Origin of the sequence: Pantoea sp. GCM10028869 (genome assembly GCF_042666835.1) — a bacterium.
Classification (GTDB): domain Bacteria; phylum Pseudomonadota; class Gammaproteobacteria; order Enterobacterales; family Enterobacteriaceae; genus Pantoea; species Pantoea leporis.
Window position 1 is genome coordinate 87,451 of record NZ_JBHTGO010000008.1, and the last position, 23,629, is coordinate 111,079.

Sequence of the window (23,629 nt, forward strand, 5' to 3'; positions counted from 1 at the left end):
GGTGGCCGATGACGCATGCCGCGCTGCCTATTGAACTGAAAAATCTCAGATGGTCGGTGGATAACCTGACTATTCTGCACGATCTCTCCCTGACCATTCCCGCAGGCGAAATTCTGGCGCTGCTCGGCCCGAGCGGCTGTGGCAAAAGCACGCTGCTGAAACTGCTGGCGGGTTTGTTGCAGCCCACCGCCGGCGAACTGTGGATCGGCCAACGCTGCGTGGCATCGCCGCACCACTGCGATGCGCCGGAAAAACGTAACCTTGGCATGGTGTTTCAGGATTACGCGCTGTGGCCGCACATGTCGGTGGCGCAAAACGTCGCCTTTCCGCTGCGCATGCGCGGCATGAAAAAAGCCGCCGCGCGGCAACAGGCCGATGCCGCACTGGCGCAGGTGGGCCTTGCGGATTTTGGCGATCGCAAACCGGCGCTGCTTTCAGGCGGCCAGCAGCAGCGCGTGGCGCTGGCGCGCGCGCTAATGGCGAAACCGGCCATTCTGCTGTTCGACGAACCGCTCTCCAACCTCGACCGAGACCTGCGTGAAACTCTGGTTCACACCATGGCGGATTTGCTGCGCGCGGCGCGCATCACCGCTGTTTACGTTACGCACGATCGCGACGAAGCCAACACGCTGGCCGACCGCATCATTCACCTGGCGCAGGGCCAGATTGTTTCCGTTACTCACCTCTCAGGGGACTGCAATGCCATCTCTCAAGTCAGTTAAAACAGGAGCCATCAGCGCGATGATGTTGACTTCCGCCATCATGATCAACGACGCCCAGGCGCTGACGGTATACACCGCCGGTCCGGGTTCGCTGTCGAAAAGTCTTGCCGCCGGATTTGAAAAACAGACCGGCATCAAAGTGAATATTTTCCAGGCCACCACCGGCAAAGTGATGGCGCGTCTGGAAGCGGAACAGGCCAATCCGCAAGCCGACGTGCTGATCTCGGCTTCGTGGGATACCGCCGAAGATCTGCAACAGCGCGGCTGGCTGCTGCCGTTCAACAGCGCCAACGCGGCGAAGGTGCCGAATCAGTTCAAAACCGCCAACTATGTCGCGCAGGGCATTTCCGCGCTCGGCATCGTGTGGAATACGCAAAGCAACACGCCAGAGCCGAAAACCTGGCAGGATCTCACCGCGCCCGCCTTCAAAGATAACGTCACCACGCCGGATCCGGCGCTGTCTGGCGCGTCACTCGATCTGCTGATTGGCCTGCAAAACAGCGAAGGCGAAAAAGCCTGGCAGCTGTTTGACCAGCTGAAAGCCAACGGCATGGTGATGAGCGGCCCCAACGCGCAGGCGGTGACGCCGGTGCTGCAGGGCGCGAAAGCGGCGGTGTTTGGCGCGGTCGATTACGTCACCTATAACAACATCGCGCAGGGCGAGAGCGTGAAGGTGATCTTCCCGGAAAACGGTACCGTGGTCGCACCGCGTCCGATGATGATCCTGAAAAGCAGCCAGCACCCAGACGATGCGAAGAAATTCGTTGATTACGTGCTGTCAGATGAAGGTCAGGAGCAAGTGGCGAAAGCCTGGCTGATGCCGGCGCGTACCGATATCAAAGCGCAACGTCCGCTGTTTACCGAGATCAAGTTATTGCCGACTAATCAGGATGGCAGCAGCGAACGATCGGCGGTGCTAAAGCGCTTTGGCGCCCTGTTCGGACAGTAAGCGATGTCGCGTGCCCTGAATGGCGTGATTCTGCTGGCGTTATTGCTGCTGGTAGCGCTGCCGCTGCTGTTTATCGTGTTGCAAGCGTTATTTCCCTACTTAGGTGAAGGCAGTTGGCGCGGCGCTTTTAGTGCTTTTCCGGCGCTGCTGGACGATCCGCAGCTGGCAGCGATGTGGCTGGGCACGCTGAAAATCGGCGGCGGCGTGGCGCTGTGCAGTTTGCTGCTGGGCTTGCCGCTCGGCGCACTGCGCGGCCTGTTCCGCTTGCCGGGCGCGGCGCTGTGGGATCTGCTGTTTCTGATCCCCTTTTTGACGCCGCCCTATATTGTGGCGCTGTCATGGACGCTGGCGCTGCAACGCAACGGGTATATCGAACAACTCACCGGCATCAACTTCGACAGCCTGCTGTTTAGCAGCAGCGGCATGATTGGCGTGATGACGCTGAACATCTTTCCGGTGGTCTATTTCGCGGTGTCGCGTTCGCTGCTGGCCAGCGGGCAACGTCTCGCTTGGGTGGCGCGCGTGCATGGCGCATCGGCGTGGCGCGGCTTCTGGCACATCACCTTGCCGCTCACCTTACCGGCATTGGCGGGCGGCGTGCTGTTGGCGTTTACGCTGGCGATTGAGGAGTACGGCGTGCCTGCGGCGCTCGGTGCGCAGGCGAAGTTGACGCTGATGACCGTTGGCATTGAAACCAAACTCGCCGACTGGCCGATCGATCTGCCTGGCGCGGCGTCGCTGTCACTGATGCTGAGCCTGATGGCGCTCACGGCGTGGCTGCTGCAGCGCAAACTGACCGGCAGCAGCGATGTGACGGCGGTTGGTGGCAAACCGGTGAGTCAGGAACTGGCGCATGCGGGACGCTTACAAATCTTAATGCTGCTGCCGTTTGCTGTCACCGTGCTGCTGGCGGTGGTGCTGCCGCTCGGCGCGATGACCCTGAGCGGCTTACTGAATACGCTCTCCGGCGGATTACATCTGAGTAATCTGACGCTACGCCACTTCGGCGCGCTGTTCAGCCAGCAAGGCGATGCGCTGGCGGCCTTCTCCACCAGCATTGGCCTGGCGCTCGGCGCGGCGCTGCTGACCGGCGCGCTGGGTTTTCTGATCGCCTGGCGCTTATCAGAAGGGAAAACCCGTTTGCTGGCAATGATGGATGGCCTGGCGCTGCTGCCTGCGGCGATGCCCGGCGTGGTGGTGGGCGTGGGGTTGATTCTGCTGTGGAACCGCGGTTTCTGGCCGGTTTCGCCCTACAACACGATGTTTATTCTGCTGCTGTCGTACAGCTGTTTGCTGCTGCCGTGGCCGGTGCGTTATGTCAGTAGCGCGCTGCGCCAGCTGGCACCCACGCTGCAACCGGCGGCGCGCGTGCACGGCGCATCACGTGTGCAGGCGCTGCGTCTGATTGTGCTGCCGCTAGTCGCGCCCAGCCTGCTGGCGGCGATGATGATGGTGTTTGCCGTAGCGTCGCGCGAGCTGGTGACATCGCTGCTGCTGGCTCCGGCAGGCACGCAAACCGTGGCGATCTTTATCTGGCGTCAGTTCGAACAGGGCTCGGTGGGACAAGGTATGGCGATGGCCACGCTGACGCTTTGCGCCAGTTTGAGTTTGATGTTGGCGGCCACGGTGCTGATGCGGCGTCATGAAAAATAGTCATACATACCGTAGCGGCGTGATTCATCACGCATAAATATGACATTGATGATTAACATTATTTAAGCCGTGATTATGGGTTTAACTGTCATCTTATCCACATATTTTAAAACCCATGTCCATGCCGCATTGACCTTACATTTTAAATGGGTAAATTATAGTTTCGATTAGGGATGATTTCTAACCGTAAGGAAACGGCATGTATCACAGTGATTTGATACTCAAGGGCATCAAAGCCGATGAGTTGATGGCGTCACAGCTTGAAAAAGCTCTTATAGGTGTAAAAGACCAGGTACTTCAGCAAGCCAGTAAAATTGGCGACGGAGCAACACGCTTGGTGTATTACACATCTTGCTTCACCGATAACTATCAAGATGTCTGTGCAAAGCTAAAAGAAGAAGACTTGCGCTTCCTGGATGGCATTGCCGAAGTGGTCAAAAGACGTGACATTATCTTTAGGCTGGTTCACATCTATTTTGAAGGAATTTTCAGATTCAAAACACGCGAACAACTTTCAGCAATCAATTCCGGTTTATTAAAAGCAGGCGTGATCATCTCCTCTAACACACTAAACAACCAGACTTTTGTCATTGGAATAACAACAGCTGTTTGCCTTGGCATAGGCTTTAACTCATCCATCGTCGCCTGGACAGGAAAGACCGCCGCACTAACTGTTACCGGGCTAGGGCTATACGGCATCGTACAACAAGCTGCTGATAGTGCTGAAAGGCTTAGGCTGCAAGCGCCGATGTATTATCAAGCCCTGCATATGCAAAGGCTCGAAATGATGTATTTCCTCATCGAGCCGACTTTTATGAAAGCTCAAGCATTTGAGAGTGACATTACCAACGCAATAATTAACATGGTGAAGTAGGCATGCGTAATTTTCTAAAACAATGGTTAAAAGCGCAGGCATCATATTTCTTTTGGGGCTACGTTCCGCTTGTTTTAATTATTACTTTCGGTGTTTTTGCAGTAACGTACTTTCGCCCCTACGCACTTCAGGCCATAGGGGTTTTGATAATCATTACCTTTGCGTTTGTTGTCTGGTTTAACCGCCCTCGTTAAAATTAAAAGGAACTTAACTATGTCTACTCCAGCTCATTAATGGCTAACAGATGAAAACGGATCCCCTATCGTGGGTGGATGCCTGATGCCTACACGACTCGGCTCAATTGAAATGCGCACTCTAACGCATAACATATCGGTTCCAGCCGACAGACATACCGGAAAGTTAACAGCAGCAAGAATCCATGCCCCAATAGTTTTCCAGAAAGAATTTGACCAGACGACGCCATTATTATTTCGCGCGTTGTGTCAGGGCAGAATGTTTAAATCAGCCACCATAAAAATGTATAGAATTAATGAGGCAGGAATTGAAACAGAATACTTTAACATTGTTCTTGAAAACGTAAAAATAACCAGCATTACTCCATCACTCGTACCAGCAGGCATAGCAAGCACACATATGGAAAATGTCGAGATTCGTTATGAAACTATTATGTGGAAATACGTAGATGGAAATATTCAGTTTAAAGATGGTTGGAATGAACGAATGATCGCTTAATAAAATAGCTAACACCTTACCTTGCTCGCTGTTTGTCTGTGCCGATGTTTAAATAAGTATTGATGTCGGCACGGTAAGCCGAGGTGTGAAAATTCCACAGCTACCGCTTGACGTTCATGCAGGTAGCTACGGATGTTGCGTGTTGTAAAAATTTCTCTTTATCTTAAAAAACAGATGGTTAATTTCCATCAACTACACTCTCCTGAGCAAAAACCGTCTCAGGAGAGAGAATGAATAACCTGCTTCAGGAAAAAATTGGCCAGAACATCCTGGTAAAACTGGCGATGCTGGTGATTATTCTGGCGGGCATTCGCGCCGCCTCGGACATTCTGGTGCCCTTCTTACTCGCCAGCTTTTTAGCTATTGTGCTCAATCCGCTGGTTACGATGCTAATGCGACGCGGCGTCAAACGTGGCCTGGCGATTACGCTGGTGATCACCGTGATTTTTATCGTCGTACTGTTACTCATTGCTGTACTCGCCAGCTCGGCCAGTGATTTCAGTGATACCTATCCGCAAATCCGCGCCATGCTGGAGCAGAAACTGGCGGTGGTGCAACATTTTGCCGCGCGTTTTCATATCAACATCTCTACCGAAGCGCTGGCTGCGCGCCTCGATCCCAACGTGGTGATGGACATGGCCACATCGGTGCTGAAACAGCTGTCCGGCGCGATGACCAACGTCCTGCTGCTGATCCTCACCGTGGTGTTTATGCTGTTTGAAGTGCGTCATCTGCCGTACAAGATGCGCAATGCGATGGTTAATCCACAAATCCGCATCGCCGGTCTGCACCGCGCGCTGAAAGGTGTGACGCACTATCTGGCACTGAAAACCCTGGTGAGTTTGATTACCGGCGTGGCCGTTTGGCTGTCGCTGCTGCTGCTCGGCGTGAAGTTCGCGCTGTTCTGGGGCGTGGTGGCGTTCATCCTTAATTTCATCCCCAACATTGGCCCGATCATCGCCGGTATTCCGCCATTTATTCAGGCGCTGGTGTTAAATGATATTTATGACGCCATGCTGGTGGCGGCGCTGTTCAGCGCGATTCATATGGTGTTCGGCAACATGCTGGAGCCAAGATTGATGGGGCGCGGGCTGGGACTCTCGACGCTGGTGGTGTTTCTGTCGTTGATTTTCTGGGGCTGGCTGCTGGGTCCGGTCGGCATGTTGCTGTCGGTGCCGCTCACCAGCGTGACCAAGATTTTGATGGAAACCACGCCGGGCGGAAGCCGATTGGCGATTATGTTGGGTAATGGACGGCCGGGTAAACGGGCGCGTTAAGGCTCTTTTACTCAAGGTCGCGCAATAAATTGCGCCGCTACGGTTTAGTGCAGGTTGTCGTAGCGGCGTGATTTTACGTTATTGCGTTTGAAACACGCTGTTGTCGGTAATCGCCTGGACATCAACTTTGTTTGGCAGGATGTTCAACTCGCTAAACAAGTCCGACACCTTCTGCACCTTCGCCACATCATCCGGCGTCACGCCACGTACGCCGTGGGAAATACGCGCAGTAATCTGCTGCGCGTCCGCCGGTTGCAGGCGCGTTAACTGCGCATACACCTCGTTATACTGCTGCGGATGCGCCAGCGCCCACTCGCGCGCTTTGGCCAGACGATGGGTGAAATCCGCAATCGCCGCGCGCTTCGCGGGATCGTCGAGCGAGCTTTGCGTGGCGGTGACAAACGACAGCGCGGTTGTCAGCCCTTTGCCGTCACGCAGCAGACGCGCGCCATGCTTTTCCGCAATACCTAAATAGGGATCGAAGGTCGCCCATGCGGTAATCTGCCCGGAGTTAAACGCCGCGCTGGCGTCGGTTGGCAACACAAAACGCACCGGCACCGTATCACGTGGCACTTTCGCCTCTTCCAACGCCTCATACAGCAAGTGCTGCGAGATACTGCCGCGCGCCGACGAGACGACAACCTGCTTGCCAGCCAAATCTTTCACGCTGTGGATCGGCGAATCGGCAGGGACGATCAGCCCGTTCGAACCGGCGTCACCGACGTTGGTGGCGATGATCTTCAGCGGCACGCCGCCCGATGCCGCCATCAGCACCGGCAAATCGCCGGCGTACGAGGTATCGACCGCACCCGCACGCTGCGCTTCAAACAGCGGCGCCGCGCCCTGGAAATTCGCCCAGCGATAGTGATAAGGCGCGTCTTTCATGACATCTGCCGCTTCGATCAGCGAACGCAGATTGCGTGCCTGATCGCCCAGCACCAGCGTGACTTTACTCAAATCAGGCGCCGCCTGACTGCCAAACGCCGCGCACAGCAGCAGCGTAGAAACTACCGGTTTTAGCCATTTCATCGGGGAGATTCTCAGAGTGCGTTGCGGTTGAGCTGGCGGATGTAAGCATCCCAGTGCAGCTGATATTTGCGATTGCGGATGCTGTTATCAAACGCCTGCGCGGCTTTCTCGGAAACGGCGTCCGGCAGAATGATCAGATCCGCGCCACCCGATTGTGCCGCCAACTGTGCCTGGCAGGCGCGCTCGAGGTAATAGAGGTTGTAGAAAGCTTCTTCAATGCTGCCGCCGCTGGTCAGCAGGCCGTGATTGCGCAGGATCAGCGCGTTAAGATCGCCGAGATCGGCAACGATGCGCTGCTGCTCGTCGAGATCCAGCGCGATACCTTCGTAATCGTGATAGCCGAGGCGATTATGGAAACGCGTGCTGTGTTGCGAAATCATCAGCAGGCCGTTTCGCTGCGCCGAAACGCCAATGCCGGCCGCGGTGTGCGTATGCAGCACCGCATGGGCATCTGGCCGCGCGCGGTGAATCGCGCTGTGAATAACAAACCCGGCAAGGTTAATTCCCAGCCCGGTTGGGTCGTCAATAATATTGCCGTCGATGTCGATTTTAACCAGCGTTTCCGCCTGGATTTCATCGAAGGTTTGTCCAAAAGCGTTGATAAGAAAGTGCGGCTGATCGCCCGGTACGCGCAGGGAAAAATGGGTGTAAATATGGTCGGTCCAGCGTAGCTTCGCCGCCAGATGATAAGCCTGCGCCAGCTTGATGCGCGCCTGCCATTCGCCTTCACTGATGCGCTGCCGTAATGATGTGACATCCAGGGTTTCCGTGCTCATTTTCGCTCCTCATTTCAGGTCAATGTGCTTACCTAACATCGTGGCATAGCGTTTTTGCCGCTGGGAAATGCCAATAACGGCAAAACAATGTCATTAAACGCAAAGTGAGATTGATCATTGACCTGTATCAGACCGGTTTATTCTTAAATCGCTACCCTACACAGCCCTGTGAAAATGGTATGCTGCTGACGCCGCAAGCGCAGCTTAAACCGACTGAGGATTGTCTGGTGCCACTGAAAAAACGACATCACGATTTTGATTGGGTCTTAATCGTTTGTGCCGGGTTGCTACCGTTGGTGCTCGGCATCCTTTGTACGGCCATCGAAGCGCGTCACACCGTCAGCCAACAGCAGATTTCTACCGCCAATACCTTGATTACTCAGGCTGAAAAGATGAGTGACAACGCCTGGGATATGATCACTGAGATGCGCCAGTATCAGTACCAGCCTTGTGCACAAATCGAAGATCAGCTGCAGCGCGCCGGTACGCTCAATCCCTATTTTCGATCCATTGGCATGCTGAAAGGCGATGACATCATTTGCTCGTCCGCCTTTGGCCTGCGGCATGGCACCCTGCCCGAGATGATGATGCAGCCGCCGCCGATAACCGGCAAAGCCTGGTGGAGCATTTCGGTGCGCGGAACGGTTGGCGTGCCGAATCGTCCGGCGGTGGTGTTTATGCGTCAGCTTCCCGATACCAGCGGTTTTTGGGCGGTAATCGACGGCCAATATTTGATGGATTTCATGAACGCCATTGGCGGTTCACGCGGTTACCACATGAGCCTGCAATTTAGCGGTGGCGCAGTGATCGCCAGCGGACCGGCTGACATGCAGCCAAAGCTGTATATGAAAAGTGAATCTTTTCAGGCCGACTCCAGCCGCTATCCCATCACCGTTAATGTAACCGTTCCGGCTTCTGAGCTGCTCAAAGCCTGGCGTCAGGCGCTGTTCATCTTCCTGCCGATGGCGGCGATTTTCTCGATTTTGCTGATGATCCTCACCGCCAATTGGCTGCGTCGTCGTATTTCCTGGCACGATGAGATTGGTCGCGCCATCCGCGCCCGCCAGTTCTCAGTGCATTATCAGCCGGTATACAGCAATACCTTGCACGCCTGCGCCGGTGTTGAAGCCTTACTGCGCTGGCAACGGCCCAACGGCGTGATGATTCGTCCGGATATCTTTATCAGCGCCGCTGAAGCCGAAGGGATGATTGTGCCGTTGACGCAGCATCTGCTGGAGTTGATGGCCGAAGATATTCAGAGCTGGCAGGTCGAGCCCGGATTTCACCTCGGGCTGAATCTGGCGGCGGAGCATCTGCAGCATGACGATTTCGTGGCCGATATTGAATTGTTTGCTGAGCGCATCAAAGATAAACAGCTGTGCATCACGCTGGAGCTGACCGAACGCAGCCTGATTGAAGAGGGTGAAAAGGTGGCGTGTAAACTGCGTCATTTGCGCGCGCAGGGCATGAAGGTGGCGATTGATGATTTCGGTACCGGCCACTGTTCACTGACCTACCTGCTCACCTTCCCGCTGGACTACCTGAAAATCGATCGCGGCTTTATCAATGCCATTGAAGGCCTCGACGTAGAAACACCGGTGCTCGATGCGATTATTAATCTGTGCCACAAGCTGGAACTGGATGTGCTGGGCGAAGGCGTCGAGACCGCAACACAATTTGAGTACCTGCGGCAGCGTGGTGTGATATTTATTCAGGGCTACTATTATGCCCGTCCGCTGGATAATGACCGGCTGCGTGCCTGGCTCAGCGAGCAAGGGCACAAGCCACTTCTCGTTGAGGAACATTATGAGCCTGAACTGCATCATTCTTGATGACTACCAGAACGTCGCCCAGTCGCTTGCCGATTGGGCGTCTCTCGCCCCGCTGGTGCACACCACTTCCCTGACTGAACATTTCGCCGACCAGGATGAATTGGTTAAGCGCATCGCGCACGCCGATATTTTGGTGGTTATGCGCGAACGCACGCCGCTCAGCGCCAAGCTGATTGGCCGCTTGCCCAATCTGAAAATGGTAGTCACTTCCGGCATGCGTAATGCCTCCATCGATTTACATGCCTGCGCGGAACGCTATATCGCGGTGTGCGGAACCGCCAGCAGCAGCGCGGCACCGCTGGAACTGACGTGGGGATTGTTGCTGGGATTGGCGCGCCATATCGTGCCGGAGAATCAGGCGCTGCGCAGCAACGGCGCGTGGCAGCACACCGTTGGCATGAGCCTGCAGGGCAAAACGCTGGGATTACTTGGATTGGGTAAAATCGGCGGCGAGATGGCAAAAGTGGCGCAGGCGTTTGGGATGCGCGTGTGTGCGTGGAGCCAGAATTTAACCGCCGAACGTGCCGCCGAGTGTGGCGCAGAACGTTCGCCATCGCTGGCTGCGCTGCTCAGTAGCAGCGATGTGGTGTCCATTCATCTGGTATTGAGCGAGCGCTCACGCCATTTAATCGATGCAGCGGCGCTGACGCAGATGAAGCCCGGCGCGCTGCTGATTAACACATCGCGCGCCGGCATTGTCGATCAACAGGCGATGATCGCCGCGCTGCAATCGGGTCAGTTAGCCGGTGCGGGATTAGATGTGTTTGAACAGGAACCGCTGCCCGCCAATCATCCGCTGCGTCAGCTGCCGAACGTGCTGGCGACGCCGCATCTCGGCTATGTCGCCGACAGCAATTATCGCACCTACTTCACGCAGGCGGTGGAAGATATTCAGGGATGGTTAACGGGTGCGCCGCTGCGCTCGCTGCTCTGAACGGCCTGCGCGCCGTTTTTCCGCAATGCGCAGCGCCACTTCAAGGCTGTCTTCCGCCAGCTCGCCATTCGGCACATCGCGCTGGGCATTGAGACGTTGATTAATGCGCTCCAGCGTCGGCGTTAACTGCCCCACCAACTGCTGATATTCATCAAGCTGCGTGATGGGTTGGTTACATGCGATGCTGGTTTGCGTCAACCGTTGCAGCTGACGTAAGCTCTCGGTCGCCTGGCGGGAGAGTAATCCGGCCTGACGCCAGCTTTTAAGGCGTTGCAGCAGTTCATCGGGTTGTTGCGCCAATAATGCCAGCTGCGCATCGGTTCGTTCGCCACAGTTAATCCACGCCACCGAGCTAATGGAAACGGCAGTCGTACGCTGTGCCGCAGGCACAAGATTGATAAGATTGCTTTCTACACTGTCGCTCATCGACAGCCAGGGATTCTTAAAAGACTGGGCGTTTATCCTCGACATGAACACTCCACCAAAGCACGGCGGCAGAGTATTACCCAATGTTTTGGAGCTGGCAAGCAGAGGTTACCGCCTCGCTTAATGGTAAGTTTTTCTTATTTATGTGCGCATCAATCAGGTATGGCAATAAAGCCGCGGCATACCAGAATAATTGATTATTTGATCGCCATTGGGGAGTTGATACATCTGATAATAATCACTGTGGGATTCTCGCGCCGAGGTGAAAAGTATCTGCGCAGCGAGTGGCTCGGGCACCGTATCATCGGCCATCGCCTGCACTTTACGGGTATTCACCAGCATAAAATCGCCCTGACGATGCCAGCTACTGACAGAAACGCGATTTAAACGATATTGACGATCCGGCAATGTCACCGTGCCGATTAGCGTTGATGCGCCGCTACCATCCGCTTTAAAACGTGTGCGTACCGTCGCATCCAGCGTACCCGTTGGCTTCCCTTCATTATCAATGCGATAGGGAACATCACACCATTCGGGTACCACAACGGTTGGGCGGACCAACAGCACCCACGCCCAGGGAAGAATGAAAGCAATAATAACAACCAATGTGAGTAATGACTTACGCATCAGGTAGCTCCTGATTAGATATCAACCATGAAATACATCCATTATTCTTTTGCTCGATGGGTTGAAGGCAAAGGAAAGCACTGCTGAAGGCACGAATGCGTGAACGGTTGATGTACAGCAACGGCGGGACTGAGCCATCCGGCAGGCGCGGTTTTAACTCGCGGAATCGGCGCATAGCATCCTGAACGACAAAAGAATCGGCAGAAAGTCTTTCATTGATAAAGACCTGCGTCTGCGCTTCCTGACCATAAAATTTAAATTGCATGCCATCATGTTCGGTTGGCGCAAACTCCTGACGGATAATCAGTGCCAGCGCCACATTTAGCAGTAATAATCCCGCCAGCACGCCACGCCACAGCCAGGATTTTTTCTTCACGGCGACCGCTTTCACAGCAGGTTCGGGCTGCACCGTGACCGGCTTATCAGCTTCAGCAGCAGGCGTAGCGACCTCACTGAAGGATTCGACATCGACCTGCTCGGCCAGCACGCAGCCAATCAGCGGCACCTGATGTACCAATGCACCTGGCGCGTGCGCCTGCTGCGCCAGACGATTGATCTCAGCAATGGTCAACGTTAAGCGATCGGCAAAGGGGATCTCAGAAGGTTCGCGCTGAAACAGCACATGCAATGCCTGATTACGCACCAGCTTGCCTTGGGCATTGAGCACGCGACGTAATACCGCGCTTTGCAGCGGACTTAATGCCACGCGTTGAGCGGGAGAATTGAGTGGATAAAACACCTGTTGGTCGGCATCAAAACAGAGACTTTTGGCAAATAAAACAAAGCGCGCCATATGAAACCTGATTTCCAAAAAAGCAACTCACGCAAGTATATGTAGTTTCGCGAGATGGCGCACGCTTACTGCAAATCGCTGCGTGAAATTGTGGCCTTTTTTCGACGCGTTTTAAGCGCTAACAGGCCACAGCATTAGCTAAAAAATAGCCAGTTAATGGTGAGAACATGACAAATATCACACAAAATCGGTATACTCTGTCGCGGTTGGCAATCATTACTTTCCTAATAATTGCCCGGCAGGGCAGGGAAAAAGCGTTATTTCCCCGCTATGCTTTAATTTTCTCAACGCCGCGGACTGTTGGCATTGTTTGAGTCCGCAGCGTTGAGGATTTTTCGAATTCCAATACAGGGTATCTGCATGAAACTACGTAGGAAGCGTGTAAAACCTATCGGGATTGATGATGTCACCATTATCGATGACTCCCGTTTACGTAAAGCCATTACCGCGGCTTCGCTGGGCAACGCGATGGAATGGTTTGATTTTGGTGTTTATGGCTTTGTGGCTTACGCGCTGGGTAAGGTGTTCTTCCCGGATGCTTCTCCAAGTGTACAGATGATTGCTGCACTGGGTACGTTCTCAGTTCCGTTCCTGATTCGTCCACTCGGTGGTTTGTTCTTCGGCATGTTGGGCGATAAATATGGTCGCCAGAAAATCCTTTCTATTACCATCGTTATCATGTCGATCAGTACCTTCTGTATCGGCTTGATACCGTCCTATGCCTCAATTGGTATTTGGGCACCTATTCTGCTGCTGTTGGCAAAAATGGCGCAGGGCTTCTCGGTCGGCGGTGAATATACCGGTGCATCGATTTTCGTTGCCGAGTACTCGCCTGACCGCAAGCGCGGCTTTATGGGCAGCTGGCTTGATTTCGGCTCCATCGCCGGTTTTGTGCTCGGTGCGGGCGTCGTGGTGCTGATCTCCACCATTATCGGTGAAGAGAAATTCCTCGAGTGGGGCTGGCGTATTCCGTTCTTTATTGCGCTGCCGCTCGGCATTATCGGTTTGTATCTGCGTCATGCCCTGGAAGAAACGCCGGCGTTCCAGCAGCACGTTGACAAGCTGGAACAAGGCGACCGTGAAGGTCTGCGCGACGGCCCGAAAGTGTCGTTTAAAGAGATCGCGACCAAACACTGGAAAAGCCTGTTGGCCTGTATCGGTCTGGTGATCGCCACCAACGTGACCTACTACATGCTGCTGACCTACATGCCGAGTTACCTGTCACATAACCTGCACTACTCGGAAGATCACGGCGTGTTGATCATCATCGCCATTATGATGGGTATGTTGTTTGTACAGCCAGTAATGGGCATGCTGAGTGACCGCTTTGGCCGTCGTCCATTTGTCATCATCGGCAGTATCGCCCTGTTTGCCTTCGCGATTCCGGCCTTTATGCTGATTAACAGTGGCGTGCTGGGTCTGATTTTTGCCGGTCTGTTGCTGATGGCTGTGATCTTAAACGCCTTTACCGGTGTAATGGCATCCTCGCTACCTGCGATGTTCCCAACCCACATTCGCTACAGCGCATTAGCAAGTGCCTTCAATATTTCGGTGCTGATTGCCGGTCTAACACCGACATTCGCCGCTTATTTAGTGGAAGCCACCAACAATCTGTATATGCCGGCATACTACCTGATGGTTGTCGCGGTGATTGGTTTGATTACCGGTATCTTCATGAAAGAGACCGCCAACAAGCCGCTGCGCGGTGCTACGCCAGCCGCGTCGGACATGGATGAAGCACGTGAGATCCTGCAGGAGCATCACGACAACATCGAGCAGAAAATCGAAGATATTGATGACGAGATCGCCAAGCTTGAGGCGAAACGTAAAAACCTGGTGCAGCAGCATCCGGACATCAACGAGTAATCTTCCCTACTCCCGCCGCCCGGCGGGAGTTTTCGTTTCCGCACACAATCCTTCATGCGCAGCCGCGAAAAGGGGTAAACTATTGCCACTTTTTTAACCTGCATAAGTTGTAGAGCATGTCTGAATTTAATCTGATCCAGCGCCCAAGAAGGCTGCGCAAAAGCGCGTCAATGCGCGAAATGTTCCAGGAATCTCACCTCAGCATCAACGATTTGGCACTGCCGATTTTCGTTGAAGAAGGCGTGGACGATTATGTGCCCATTAACGCCATGCCGGGCGTGGTGCGTATCCCCGAGAAACGTTTAGCTTATGAGATTGAACGTATTGCCAAAGCGGGCATTCGTTCAGTGATGACCTTCGGTATTTCCCACCACACCGACGCCACCGGCAGCGATGCCTGGAATGAAAACGGTTTAGTGGCGCGTATGTCACGTATCTGCAAAGACACCGTGCCAGAAATGATCGTGATGTCTGATACCTGCTTCTGCGAATACACCAGCCACGGCCATTGCGGCGTGCTGTGCGATCACGGCGTCGATAACGACCAAACGCTGATCAACCTCGGCAAGCAAGCCGTGGTTGCGGCACAAGCCGGCGCAGACTTTATCGCTCCTTCTGCCGCGATGGATGGCCAGGTGAAAGCCATTCGCCAGGCGCTCGACGCCGCTGGCTTCACCGATACCGCCATCATGTCTTATTCGACGAAGTTCGCGTCCTCCTTCTACGGCCCGTTCCGTGAAGCCGCAGGCACCGCGCTGAAAGGCGATCGTAAGACTTACCAGATGAATCCGATGAACCGCCGTGAAGCGCTGCGCGAGTCGCTGCTTGATGAAGCGGAAGGTGCAGATTCTCTGATGGTAAAACCGGCTGGCGCTTACCTCGATATCCTGCGCGATATCCGCGAACGCACCACGCTGCCGCTCGCTGCGTACCAGGTGAGCGGTGAGTACGCGATGATCAAATTCGCCGCGCAGGCGGGTGCCATCGACGAACGTAATGTGGTTCTGGAGAGCCTTGGCGCGATTAAACGTGCCGGCGCGGATCTCATTTTCAGCTATTTTGCCCTTGATCTCGCTGAGCAAAAAGTGCTCTGATTATCGTTACGCCTGGCATCGGACATCGCATACCGTTGCCAGGCGCTTTCAGCCTTTGTGGCTTAAACACCAGTGTTTCTGTAATTCCATAATTAATAAGAGTAACGCGATGAAAGCACCTGCACTGCCTGCGGACGAGTCATATCGTCTGGCCCAGTTACGTGCGCTCAACATTCTGCACACGCCTGCCGAAGAGCGTTTCGACCGTTTAACCCGCCTTGCCCGTCGTTTGTTTGGTGTACCCGTTGCGCTGGTCAGCCTGCTGGAAGAGGACCATCAGTGGTTCAAATCCACTGCGGGTTCAAGCGATATCACCGCACCGCGCAATACCTCTTTCTGTGGCCACGCCGTGCTGCAGGATGATGTGATGGTGGTAGAAAACGCGCTTGATGACGAGCGCTTCTTCGATAATCCACTGGTTAAAAATGCCGAAAATCCGGTGCGTTTCTACGCCGGTTGCCCATTGCGCACGCCGGCTGGTGCGAAAGTCGGCACCTTGTGCATTATCGATCATCATGCGCGCCAGTTCGATGCGGATGATATCCATACATTGCGTGATTTAGCCGCAATGGCGGAAGCGGAGCTGGTGGCGTTCCAGACCGCAACATCCGATGAACTGACGCAAATCACCAACCGCCGTGGCTTTATGACGCTCGGCCAGCTGGCGCTGAATGAGTGCCAGTTGAAGCAGTTACCGGCCAGCCTGACTTTCCTCGATCTCGATCGCTTTAAAGCCATTAACGATACGCTCGGTCATCGCGAAGGCGACCGCGCATTAATGGACTTTGCCAACGCCATGAAGGTGAGTTTCCGCCATGCGGATATCTTTGCCCGTTTGGGCGGCGACGAATTTGTGGTGCTGTTTAATGGCTTGCAGCAAGCCGATGCCGAAGGTGTGTTGGCGCGCTTTGATGGTTTCCTGCAACAGCAAACCCAGAACCTCGAGCGCCGCTACGCTCTGCACTTCTCATCGGGCATTGTTGAGTTCGATCCCGATCATCCGCAGTCGCTGGAACAGCTGCTGGAAGGTAGCGACGAACGGATGTACGCCGCTAAGAACGGGAAAAAGAAGCTGAGTTGATGTTGGTCGCCGTGAATGGCGACCCTGCAATTAATGACCCACTAAATCCGTGATCAATGTCTGATTAAACGTCTGCGGTTCTTCCATCTGCGGCGCGTGCCCCATGCCCGGGAATTCGATTAAGCGTGCGCCGGGAATCAGCTGCGCCACCTGCTTACCCAATACATTGTAATGCCCGAGTTTTGCTTTCACTTCCGGCGGCGCGATATCACTGCCAATCGCCGTGGTATCTGCGGTGCCAATCATCAACGTGGTCGGCACGCGCAGATCTTTAAACTCGTAATACACCGGCTGAGTGAAAATCATGTCGTAGATGAGCGCCGAGTTCCACGCCACTTTCTTGTGGCCTGGCCCGCTGTTTAGCCCAGCCAGCATATTGACCCATTTGTCATACTCCAGCTTCCACTGGCCGCTGTAATATGTCTGCTGTTCATATTTCTTGATGCCCGCCGCATCCAGCTTAAGTTCACGCTGATACCACTGATCCACCGAGCGCCACGGCGCGCCTTTGGCTTTCCAGTCTTCTAAGCCGATGGGATTGACCAGCACCAGCTTCTGCGTTTGTCTGGGATACATCAGCGCATAACGCGTCGCCAGCATGCCGCCTGTCGAGTGCCCAACCATAATGGCGTTGTCGATACCCAGCTGCTGCAACAGTTGATGGGTGTTCTGTGCCAGTTGCTGGAAGGTGTATTGATAGTTAGCTGGTTTAGTTGAGCTGCAGAAGCCAATCTGATCTGGCGCGATGACGCGATAACCTTTCTGGCTCAGCGCTTTGATGGTGTCATCCCAGGTTGCGCCACAGAAGTTCTTGCCGTGCATCAGCACCACGGTTTCACCGTTGGCCTGCTGGGTAGGTTTGACATCCATATAACCCATACTTAGCGCTTGCTGCTGCGAGGAGAAGTTAAAGTGCTGCAGCGGATAGGGATAGTTAAAGCCTTCGAGCTGTTCACCATACACATTGGCGGCGAGCGCCGGAGCAACAGCGCCTAATGCCACTGATGCCAGAATCACGGCAAGTGACTGTTTTGGCTTGAAACGAAAACCCATTAGGTGATTCCTCAACAGTGAAAACCTTCAGTGTGGCACGTTAATCCGCGTTAAGTATTGATGAGGTGTGCCGCCAGAAAGCACACCTTTTACTATTAAGCGCCGCGAAGCGATGAAAAATTTGAGTTAATAATAACGCCCGTTATTACGATAAATACTCAACACCATCACAACAAGAAAACCTGTAAATTCACGAAAACCGAGACCGGTCTTGATGACAAATATTAAAACAGCCAAATAACCAGAAAACTTTACATTAATTGCAGATTGGAAAGATTAATTAAATTACACTCTGCCACTGTTAATGGAGGACTATGATGACACAGCAAAAATATAATGAAGGGGTAATTGATTCGGTAACCGAATGGATTATGGCTAACCTGGATCAGCGTTTAACGATTGATGATATTGCACTGAAGTCTGGCTATTCGAAATGGTATTTACAGAAACTGTTCGCCCGCTATCACAATGAGACGCTGGCACGCTACATCCGAAAAAAGAAACTGGTTCATTGCATTAATGACTTAAAAGACAGCAATGTGCCAATTATCAGCCTGGCAGTGAAATATCATTTTGAAAGCCAACAATCTTTCACGCGCTCATTTAAACATGTGCTGGGCTGCACGCCTCTTTATTGCCGTAAGCGCCAGCTGGATGAGGAAGCCAAACTTGCAATGCGTGAAAGTAGCGATCCCTGTGTGCTTTGCCGTCAGGCGGGATTTGACGCCACGGAACGCAATAAAGCAATTATCACGCCCGCGGTACGTAACGATAAATATATGCCGCGAATTGGTTGTGCGATGCGTTGATAAATAATTGACTCTTTTTTGGCGCCATTTGACGCCAACAGACCTCTTCATTCCAATTCATGAACGCTTTAATTGAATAGAAACGGATGGCATACCATCCGTTTCTCAATTAGTAACTCGATTTATTCAGCGCATTTACGCTCTTTTTAAAATGCGCGAGCCGATTATCCAGCGCATCGGTATACAGCATGGTATCCACACCGACGGCAACGAAATTAGCTCCCCAATGAATAGCGCGTTCCGCCATCTCCAGATTAACCGCCAGAAAACCGGCCGCTTTTCCTGCGCTGCGGATGCGTTTGATACTCTGCTCAATCACTTTCTGCACTTCAGGATGCCCGGCATTATCGGGATAGCCCAATGAGGCTGACAAATCAGCCGGACCAATAAAGATTCCGTCAACGCCCTCAACCTCCAGCAACGCATCGAGATTATCAATCGCCGTTTTGCTTTCGGCCTGAATCAGCAGGCATAACTCTTCATTGGCGCGCGCCATATAATTTTCCACGCGCCCCCAACGTGCCGCCCGCGCCACGCCTGCGCCGACACCGCGCGTGCCGTAAGGCGGATAGCGCGTCGCCTTCACCAGCGCCTGTGCCTGCTCAGCGGTATCGATCATCGGCACCAGCAAGGTGCGCGCACCGATATCCAGCACCTGCTTAATCAGTGCCGTCTGGAATTCGATTGGCCGTATCACCGGCTGACTGCGATAAGGCGCAACGGCCTGCAATTGATGATAGAGATCCTGTACGGTATTCGGGGCGTGTTCGCCATCAATCAATAACCAGTCGTAGCCGCTGGTGGCAGCAATTTCGGCCAGATACGACGATGTGCTGCTCAGCCACAAACCAATCTGCGTTTCGCCTTTCGCCAATCCGGCTTTGAAGGGATTATTTAACGGATCCTGCATAGCTGCTCCTTACTTAATGACTTGGCTGCTGAGAGTGTGGCAACTGACGCTCCACTTTCAGGCTGAGGATAATGAGTGAACCGATGGCGGCAATTAGCGCCAGCGCCAGCAATCCGGCAGCGCTGCTGTTAAAGTGCATTTCGGCATTTACGCGAATCAGCGGCGCCAGGAAGCCACCTACAGCACCAAACAAATTGACGAAGCCGATGCCCGCCGCCAGCGCAGTGCCAGAAAGCAGCTGCGTCGGCATGGTCCAGAACACCGGCTGCACGGCAATAAAACCCACCGCTGCGACGCTAAGCGCAATGATGGCCAACAGCGGCGAAACCAATCCGGACAAACCAATCCCGACGGCAGCAGCCAGCAAGGTGAACGCCGCGACCCGGCGACGCTCGCCGCTGCGGTCGGAATAACGCGGAATCAGCCAGGTGCCAAACAGCGCGGCCACCCACGGAATCGCCGCCACCAGCGAGGCGAGGAAACCGACTTTGGTGCCCAACAACGCTGCGACCTGAGAAGGCAGGAAGAAAATCAGGCCATAAACCGCTATCTGAATGGTCATATAGATAATGGCGAGCTGCCAGACGCGACCATTGCGCAGCGCATCACGCAGATGTGAAGTCGGCTTCTGCTGCTCTTCGCTCTCCAGTTGACGTTGCAGCGCCCGCTTCTCCTCGGCGCTGAGAAAACGCGCTTTCGCCGGTGTGTCGTCGATATAGCTGAAAGTGAAAACGCCGGCTGCCACCGCCAGTAATCCTTCAATGATAAACATCCAGAACCAGCCGGGATGGCCTAGCACGCCGTGCATTTCCAGCAGTGCGCCAGAGAGCGGTGAACCCAGCGTCAACGCCAGCGGCGCGCCCATGTAGAACAGTCCCATGACGCTAGCGCGCTGCTGTTGCGGGAACCACAGCGAGGTCAGATAAATCATGCCCGGGAAGAAACCCGCCTCAGCGGCGCCGAGCAAGGTACGCACCAGCAGGAATTTGGCTTCGGTATCAGCAAATGCCATCGCCGCCGAAAGCAATCCCCACAGCAGCGTGGTGCCGCCAATCCAGCTGCGCGCGCCAAAGCGTCGCATCAGCAAATTGGCCGGCACGCCAAGCAGCGCGTACACCACAAAGAAGATTCCAGCACCTAACGCGTAAGCTTCATTACTCAGGCCGGTATCAAGTTGATATGCCTCTTTGGCGAAACCAATGTTGGCGCGATCGAGAAACGCCAACACGTAGAGCATCAACATGAAAGGAATAAGACGTGCGCGATTCTTTTTAACCGCGCTTAACACCAGATTATCCATGGTAAACCCTCACGCAGGGCTGCGACGCGTCGCCGCAGCCGCTGCGATTAGTGTTGATAAGGACGCTTCAGTCCATCGCGATTCAGCTCCACGCCGAAGCCCGGTTTATCCAGCACCGATTTGTGCATGCGGCCGTTAACCGGTACCGGTTCGTTGATCAGCAGCGGATCAAACTGCGGGCGCAGCGTGCTGCAATCCGGGCTGGTCATCAGGAATTCACTGAATGGGCTGTTGGTGAAGGTGATCACCGCGTGATGCGAGTAAACCGAGGAGCCGTGCGGCACCACCAGCTGGCCGCGTGATTTCGCCAGCGCCGCCACTTCCACCAGCGTGGTCAGGCCGCCGCACCAACCGACATCAGGCTGCAAAATATCGATGCCGGTTTCAGCCAGCGTGCGGAATGATTGCAGCGTGCCGTGATGTTCGCCGCTGGTGATCAACATGCCCTGCGGCGCTTGCTGTTTCAGCTGGGCGTATCCTTCGAACTGTTGCGGCGGCAAACACTCTTCCAGCCACTTGACGTTATAAGGTGCGCAGGCGTGGGCCAGCCTGGTGGCGAAATTGACGTCCTGGCTCATCCAGCAATCAAGCATCAGCCAGAAATCCGGGCCGCAACTTTCGCGATAGTGAGCGATGCGCGCCACCTCTTTACGGATGCCTTCATCGCCATCGTGCGGTCCCCACTGCACCGCCATTTTGCCGCCGATAAAGCCCATCTGCTGCGCCAGGTCCGGACGCGCACCGGTGGCGTAGAACTGCAGTTCATCGCGTACCGCGCCGCCCAGCAGTTTGTACACCGGCAGATCGGTGACTTTGCCGAACAGATCCCATAGCGCCAAATCGACACATGAAATGGTGTTCATCACCAGGCCGCCCGATCCGGCGTAATACAGGGTGGCGTTCATCATCTGGTCGTGAATCAGTTTGATATCGCTGACGCAGCGTCCTTCAAGGAAGCGGTTGAGATGCTTTTCCACGATGAAGCAGCCCATTTCGCCGCCGGTGGTAATGGCAAAACCGGTTTGACCGTTATCGGCTTCGACTTCGACAATTAGCGTGCCTAACACGTTGATGCCAAAGGATTGACGCGACTGCTCATACTGCTTGTATTTGCTCATGGGCGTGGCGACGTGGTCATCAATCCAGTGATTGGCACCTTGATCGTGGTAATCGCCGCCAGCCGCTGCTTTATCCGCGGTAGCGCCACCGGCAAAGTAGGCGCGGACAGTTTTAATTTTAGGTAGGGACATGCTCTTCTCCTGGTTACGAGGCGTGTTTTTCCGCCGGGCTACGCCAGCCCAGCAGACGGGAAATATCGCGGGCGCAGGCAATCGCCTGGCCAGCAAGGTAATCGCGTTTGTCGTCGTCAATGTCGAGTCGGGTGCCCACCAGCGAAATGGCGGCGACGAGCTGCTGGCGGGCATTGAAAATCGGCGCGGCGACGCAGCGCACATCGGGATAATCTTCACCGTTATCAAAGCTCCAGCCCTGACGGCGAATGCGTGCCAGCTCGGTACGCAGCGCGTCGGCATTGCGCAGCGAGGTTGGCGTCACCGCCACAAAGCGCAGGCCGCTGATGATGCGTTCCTGCTCTTCAGGTTGCTGCCAGGCGAGCAGACACTTGCCAATGCCCGAGCGATACAGCGACAGGCTTTTGCCTTCGTGCGAGCGCACGCTGATGGTGGCGGCGGATTCGAGTTTGAGGATGTAACAGGCGTGACCACCCTCGAGGATGCCGAGGTGGCACAGCAGATTGGTCTGCTGCATTAAACGTGTCAGAGGTGGACGCGCAATATCGCGGATATCCATGCGCTGCAGTGCATGACCGGCAAACTCCACCAGCCGCGTCCACAGGCAATAGTTGTTGTTGCGATCGATAGTGATCAGACGCTGTTTTTTCAGTTCAGCGAACAGCAGGTAGGCGCTGCTTTTGGGAAGCGCCAGCGTTTCAATGATCTCGGCGGCGCTGCACGGTCCGTGCTGGGCAATAAAGTCGAGAATCGCAATGGCGCGCGTCAGCGCGGGGACAGGCGTAATTTCCAACATGCTGGACTCCAGTCTGATGATCTGGAGCGCAGTGTTGTAGTTTTACTTCGTGATAAGTGTGCGCCGCTTCAAATTACGCAGCGCTGAGCGTGTTTGCTGGCAGCGCGTGTGCGGGAATGTGAATCGCGCCGCGCTGAGAGTACAGCCGACTGTACTCCTGCCGCAGGAGCACAAGATCTAAGAGAAAATGTATTTGATCGCTGCAATGACCATCGTGGTGGTCATCACCATTAGCAAACGTTTGATCCAGCGCATATCGGTTTTTAAAGCAGAGACATCGGCTTTGATAACTTCAATGTCTTTTTCTATGCGATCAAGGCGAGCTTCGACTCTGGTCAGGCGAACATCGACTGCTTTAATCTCACTACTCAGTCGAACATCCAGATTAGTAAGCCGAACCTCCAGTTCTCGAATAGCAGCACTAAGCCGGTCATCCAGCTCTTTAATCGCACCACTCAGCCGCTTATCCAGTTCTTTAATCGCACCAGTAAGCCGAATATCCAGCTCTCTGATATCGCCGGTAAGTCGAACATCCAGTTCTTTAATGCTCCCTGTAATTCCTTCTCCGGCCTTCATTAAATCAGCACGAGATAACGCATTATCCTGCGGCATCTCAGTAAAGATCTCGACCATGGCTTCGGCCTGCTGGTCGCTGACGCCGGCCAACTGCAGTGCTTTAAAGGCTTTGTGTGTGTTCATCATCGCGAGTGTCATCCGTGAAGCTCCTGAGTTGATGTGAGGCGCGTGCCAACATCATGCTCAGCGAGCGATTGCTGCACCATGTGACTGTGTGTATTTTGCGCGGCGCTGCGAAAAATATCAATTAGTACAACAAGTAACGTGCAAGCGGATGCGGAGCGTCTCGCAAAATTGGCGTCAGATTCT

At 54.3% G+C, this 23,629-nt stretch carries 23 protein-coding genes; 12 read left to right on the forward strand and 11 right to left on the reverse strand.

Annotation, left to right across the window (positions count from 1 at the left end; all coding sequences use genetic code 11):
- Window positions 1–8: 8 nt before the first annotated feature.
- From ACFQW4_RS19250 to ACFQW4_RS19275, 6 genes are all read left to right on the forward strand, one after another.
- Window positions 9–722, forward strand: a complete 714-nt coding sequence (locus tag ACFQW4_RS19250) for an ABC transporter ATP-binding protein (RefSeq protein ID WP_377726760.1) — start codon at window positions 9–11, stop codon at window positions 720–722.
- Entirely contained in the window at window positions 700–1,671 is a 972-nt protein-coding gene (locus ACFQW4_RS19255; RefSeq protein ID WP_222235067.1) for an ABC transporter substrate-binding protein, read from the forward strand. The genes ACFQW4_RS19250 and ACFQW4_RS19255 overlap by 23 nt, the downstream gene beginning before the upstream one ends.
- Window positions 1,672–1,674: 3 nt before the next feature.
- Window positions 1,675–3,324, forward strand: coding sequence for an ABC transporter permease (locus ACFQW4_RS19260; protein WP_377726763.1), 1,650 nt, complete (start codon window positions 1,675–1,677; stop codon window positions 3,322–3,324).
- Window positions 3,325–3,523: 199 nt separating this feature from the next.
- On the forward strand, window positions 3,524–4,198 hold the full coding sequence (locus tag ACFQW4_RS19265) for a hypothetical protein (protein WP_271461183.1): 675 nt from the start codon (window positions 3,524–3,526) through the stop codon (window positions 4,196–4,198).
- Between the two features lie 261 nt (window positions 4,199–4,459).
- Window positions 4,460–4,891, forward strand: coding sequence for a type VI secretion system tube protein TssD (locus tag ACFQW4_RS19270; protein WP_271461214.1), 432 nt, complete (start codon window positions 4,460–4,462; stop codon window positions 4,889–4,891).
- A 230-nt stretch (window positions 4,892–5,121) separates the two neighbouring features.
- Window positions 5,122–6,168, forward strand: a complete 1,047-nt coding sequence (locus ACFQW4_RS19275; protein ID WP_101762704.1) for an AI-2E family transporter — start codon at window positions 5,122–5,124, stop codon at window positions 6,166–6,168.
- Between the two features lie 78 nt (window positions 6,169–6,246).
- Here ACFQW4_RS19275 and ACFQW4_RS19280 read toward each other — a convergent pair whose 3' ends face one another.
- Window positions 6,247–7,197 (reverse strand): ABC transporter substrate-binding protein, encoded by a 951-nt coding sequence (locus ACFQW4_RS19280; protein ID WP_350261235.1) that lies wholly within the window; start codon window positions 7,195–7,197, stop codon window positions 6,247–6,249.
- 11 nt (window positions 7,198–7,208) lie between these two features.
- Complete coding sequence (locus tag ACFQW4_RS19285; protein WP_101762706.1) at window positions 7,209–7,973, reverse strand: class II aldolase/adducin family protein; 765 nt, start codon at window positions 7,971–7,973, stop codon at window positions 7,209–7,211.
- 227 nt (window positions 7,974–8,200) lie between these two features.
- Between ACFQW4_RS19285 and ACFQW4_RS19290 the strand changes: the two genes are divergently transcribed.
- Complete coding sequence (locus tag ACFQW4_RS19290) at window positions 8,201–9,805, forward strand: EAL domain-containing protein (RefSeq protein ID WP_377726769.1); 1,605 nt, start codon at window positions 8,201–8,203, stop codon at window positions 9,803–9,805.
- Complete coding sequence (locus ACFQW4_RS19295) at window positions 9,780–10,739, forward strand: D-2-hydroxyacid dehydrogenase family protein (RefSeq protein ID WP_354467860.1); 960 nt, start codon at window positions 9,780–9,782, stop codon at window positions 10,737–10,739. Before ACFQW4_RS19290 ends, ACFQW4_RS19295 begins: the two co-directional genes overlap by 26 nt.
- Here the strand turns inward: ACFQW4_RS19295 and ACFQW4_RS19300 are convergent.
- From ACFQW4_RS19300 to ACFQW4_RS19310, 3 genes are all read right to left on the reverse strand, one after another.
- Entirely contained in the window at window positions 10,707–11,210 is a 504-nt protein-coding gene (locus ACFQW4_RS19300; RefSeq protein WP_271461179.1) for a hypothetical protein, read from the reverse strand. The two genes, ACFQW4_RS19295 and ACFQW4_RS19300, sit on opposite strands and share 33 nt — an antisense overlap.
- Window positions 11,211–11,321: 111 nt before the next feature.
- Entirely contained in the window at window positions 11,322–11,792 is a 471-nt protein-coding gene (locus tag ACFQW4_RS19305; protein WP_101762709.1) for a hypothetical protein, read from the reverse strand.
- A complete protein-coding gene (locus ACFQW4_RS19310; protein ID WP_192236954.1) occupies window positions 11,785–12,585 on the reverse strand; it encodes a hypothetical protein in 801 nt (266 codons plus the stop codon). Before ACFQW4_RS19310 ends, ACFQW4_RS19305 begins: the two co-directional genes overlap by 8 nt.
- 360 nt (window positions 12,586–12,945) lie before the next feature.
- Here ACFQW4_RS19310 and proP point away from each other — a divergent pair, with 360 nt between their 5' ends.
- The 3 genes from proP (at window position 12,946) to ACFQW4_RS19325 (ending at window position 16,626) form a co-directional block, all read left to right on the forward strand.
- The gene (proP, locus tag ACFQW4_RS19315) at window positions 12,946–14,451 is read left to right on the forward strand and encodes a glycine betaine/L-proline transporter ProP (protein WP_101762711.1); all 1,506 of its coding nucleotides are present in this window, start codon (window positions 12,946–12,948) and stop codon (window positions 14,449–14,451) included.
- A 116-nt stretch (window positions 14,452–14,567) separates the two neighbouring features.
- On the forward strand, window positions 14,568–15,545 hold the full coding sequence (hemB, locus tag ACFQW4_RS19320; protein ID WP_101762712.1) for a porphobilinogen synthase: 978 nt from the start codon (window positions 14,568–14,570) through the stop codon (window positions 15,543–15,545).
- Between the two features lie 109 nt (window positions 15,546–15,654).
- Window positions 15,655–16,626, forward strand: a complete 972-nt coding sequence (locus ACFQW4_RS19325; RefSeq protein ID WP_101762713.1) for a diguanylate cyclase — start codon at window positions 15,655–15,657, stop codon at window positions 16,624–16,626.
- A 30-nt stretch (window positions 16,627–16,656) separates the two neighbouring features.
- Here ACFQW4_RS19325 and ACFQW4_RS19330 read toward each other — a convergent pair whose 3' ends face one another.
- Complete coding sequence (locus ACFQW4_RS19330) at window positions 16,657–17,679, reverse strand: alpha/beta fold hydrolase (protein WP_377726775.1); 1,023 nt, start codon at window positions 17,677–17,679, stop codon at window positions 16,657–16,659.
- A 317-nt stretch (window positions 17,680–17,996) separates the two neighbouring features.
- Here ACFQW4_RS19330 and ACFQW4_RS19335 point away from each other — a divergent pair, with 317 nt between their 5' ends.
- A complete protein-coding gene (locus ACFQW4_RS19335; RefSeq protein WP_354467941.1) occupies window positions 17,997–18,488 on the forward strand; it encodes a helix-turn-helix domain-containing protein in 492 nt (163 codons plus the stop codon).
- A gap of 109 nt (window positions 18,489–18,597) precedes the next feature.
- Here ACFQW4_RS19335 and yfaU read toward each other — a convergent pair whose 3' ends face one another.
- From yfaU to ACFQW4_RS19360, 5 genes are all read right to left on the reverse strand, one after another.
- Window positions 18,598–19,398: a 2-keto-3-deoxy-L-rhamnonate aldolase gene (gene yfaU, locus ACFQW4_RS19340; protein WP_192414779.1), complete on the reverse strand. Its 801-nt coding sequence runs from the start codon at window positions 19,396–19,398 to the stop codon at window positions 18,598–18,600.
- 13 nt (window positions 19,399–19,411) lie between these two features.
- The gene (locus ACFQW4_RS19345) at window positions 19,412–20,698 is read right to left on the reverse strand and encodes an MFS transporter (RefSeq protein WP_101762717.1); all 1,287 of its coding nucleotides are present in this window, start codon (window positions 20,696–20,698) and stop codon (window positions 19,412–19,414) included.
- A gap of 47 nt (window positions 20,699–20,745) precedes the next feature.
- On the reverse strand, window positions 20,746–21,948 hold the full coding sequence (gene rhmD / locus ACFQW4_RS19350) for an L-rhamnonate dehydratase (protein ID WP_192414775.1): 1,203 nt from the start codon (window positions 21,946–21,948) through the stop codon (window positions 20,746–20,748).
- A gap of 13 nt (window positions 21,949–21,961) precedes the next feature.
- Window positions 21,962–22,744 carry an IclR family transcriptional regulator gene (locus tag ACFQW4_RS19355; RefSeq protein WP_101762719.1) on the reverse strand — a complete coding sequence of 261 codons (783 nt, stop codon included), beginning with the start codon at window positions 22,742–22,744 and terminating at the stop codon, window positions 21,962–21,964.
- 177 nt (window positions 22,745–22,921) lie between these two features.
- The gene (locus ACFQW4_RS19360; RefSeq protein WP_101762720.1) at window positions 22,922–23,458 is read right to left on the reverse strand and encodes a DUF1640 domain-containing protein; all 537 of its coding nucleotides are present in this window, start codon (window positions 23,456–23,458) and stop codon (window positions 22,922–22,924) included.
- Window positions 23,459–23,629: the final 171 nt, after the last annotated feature.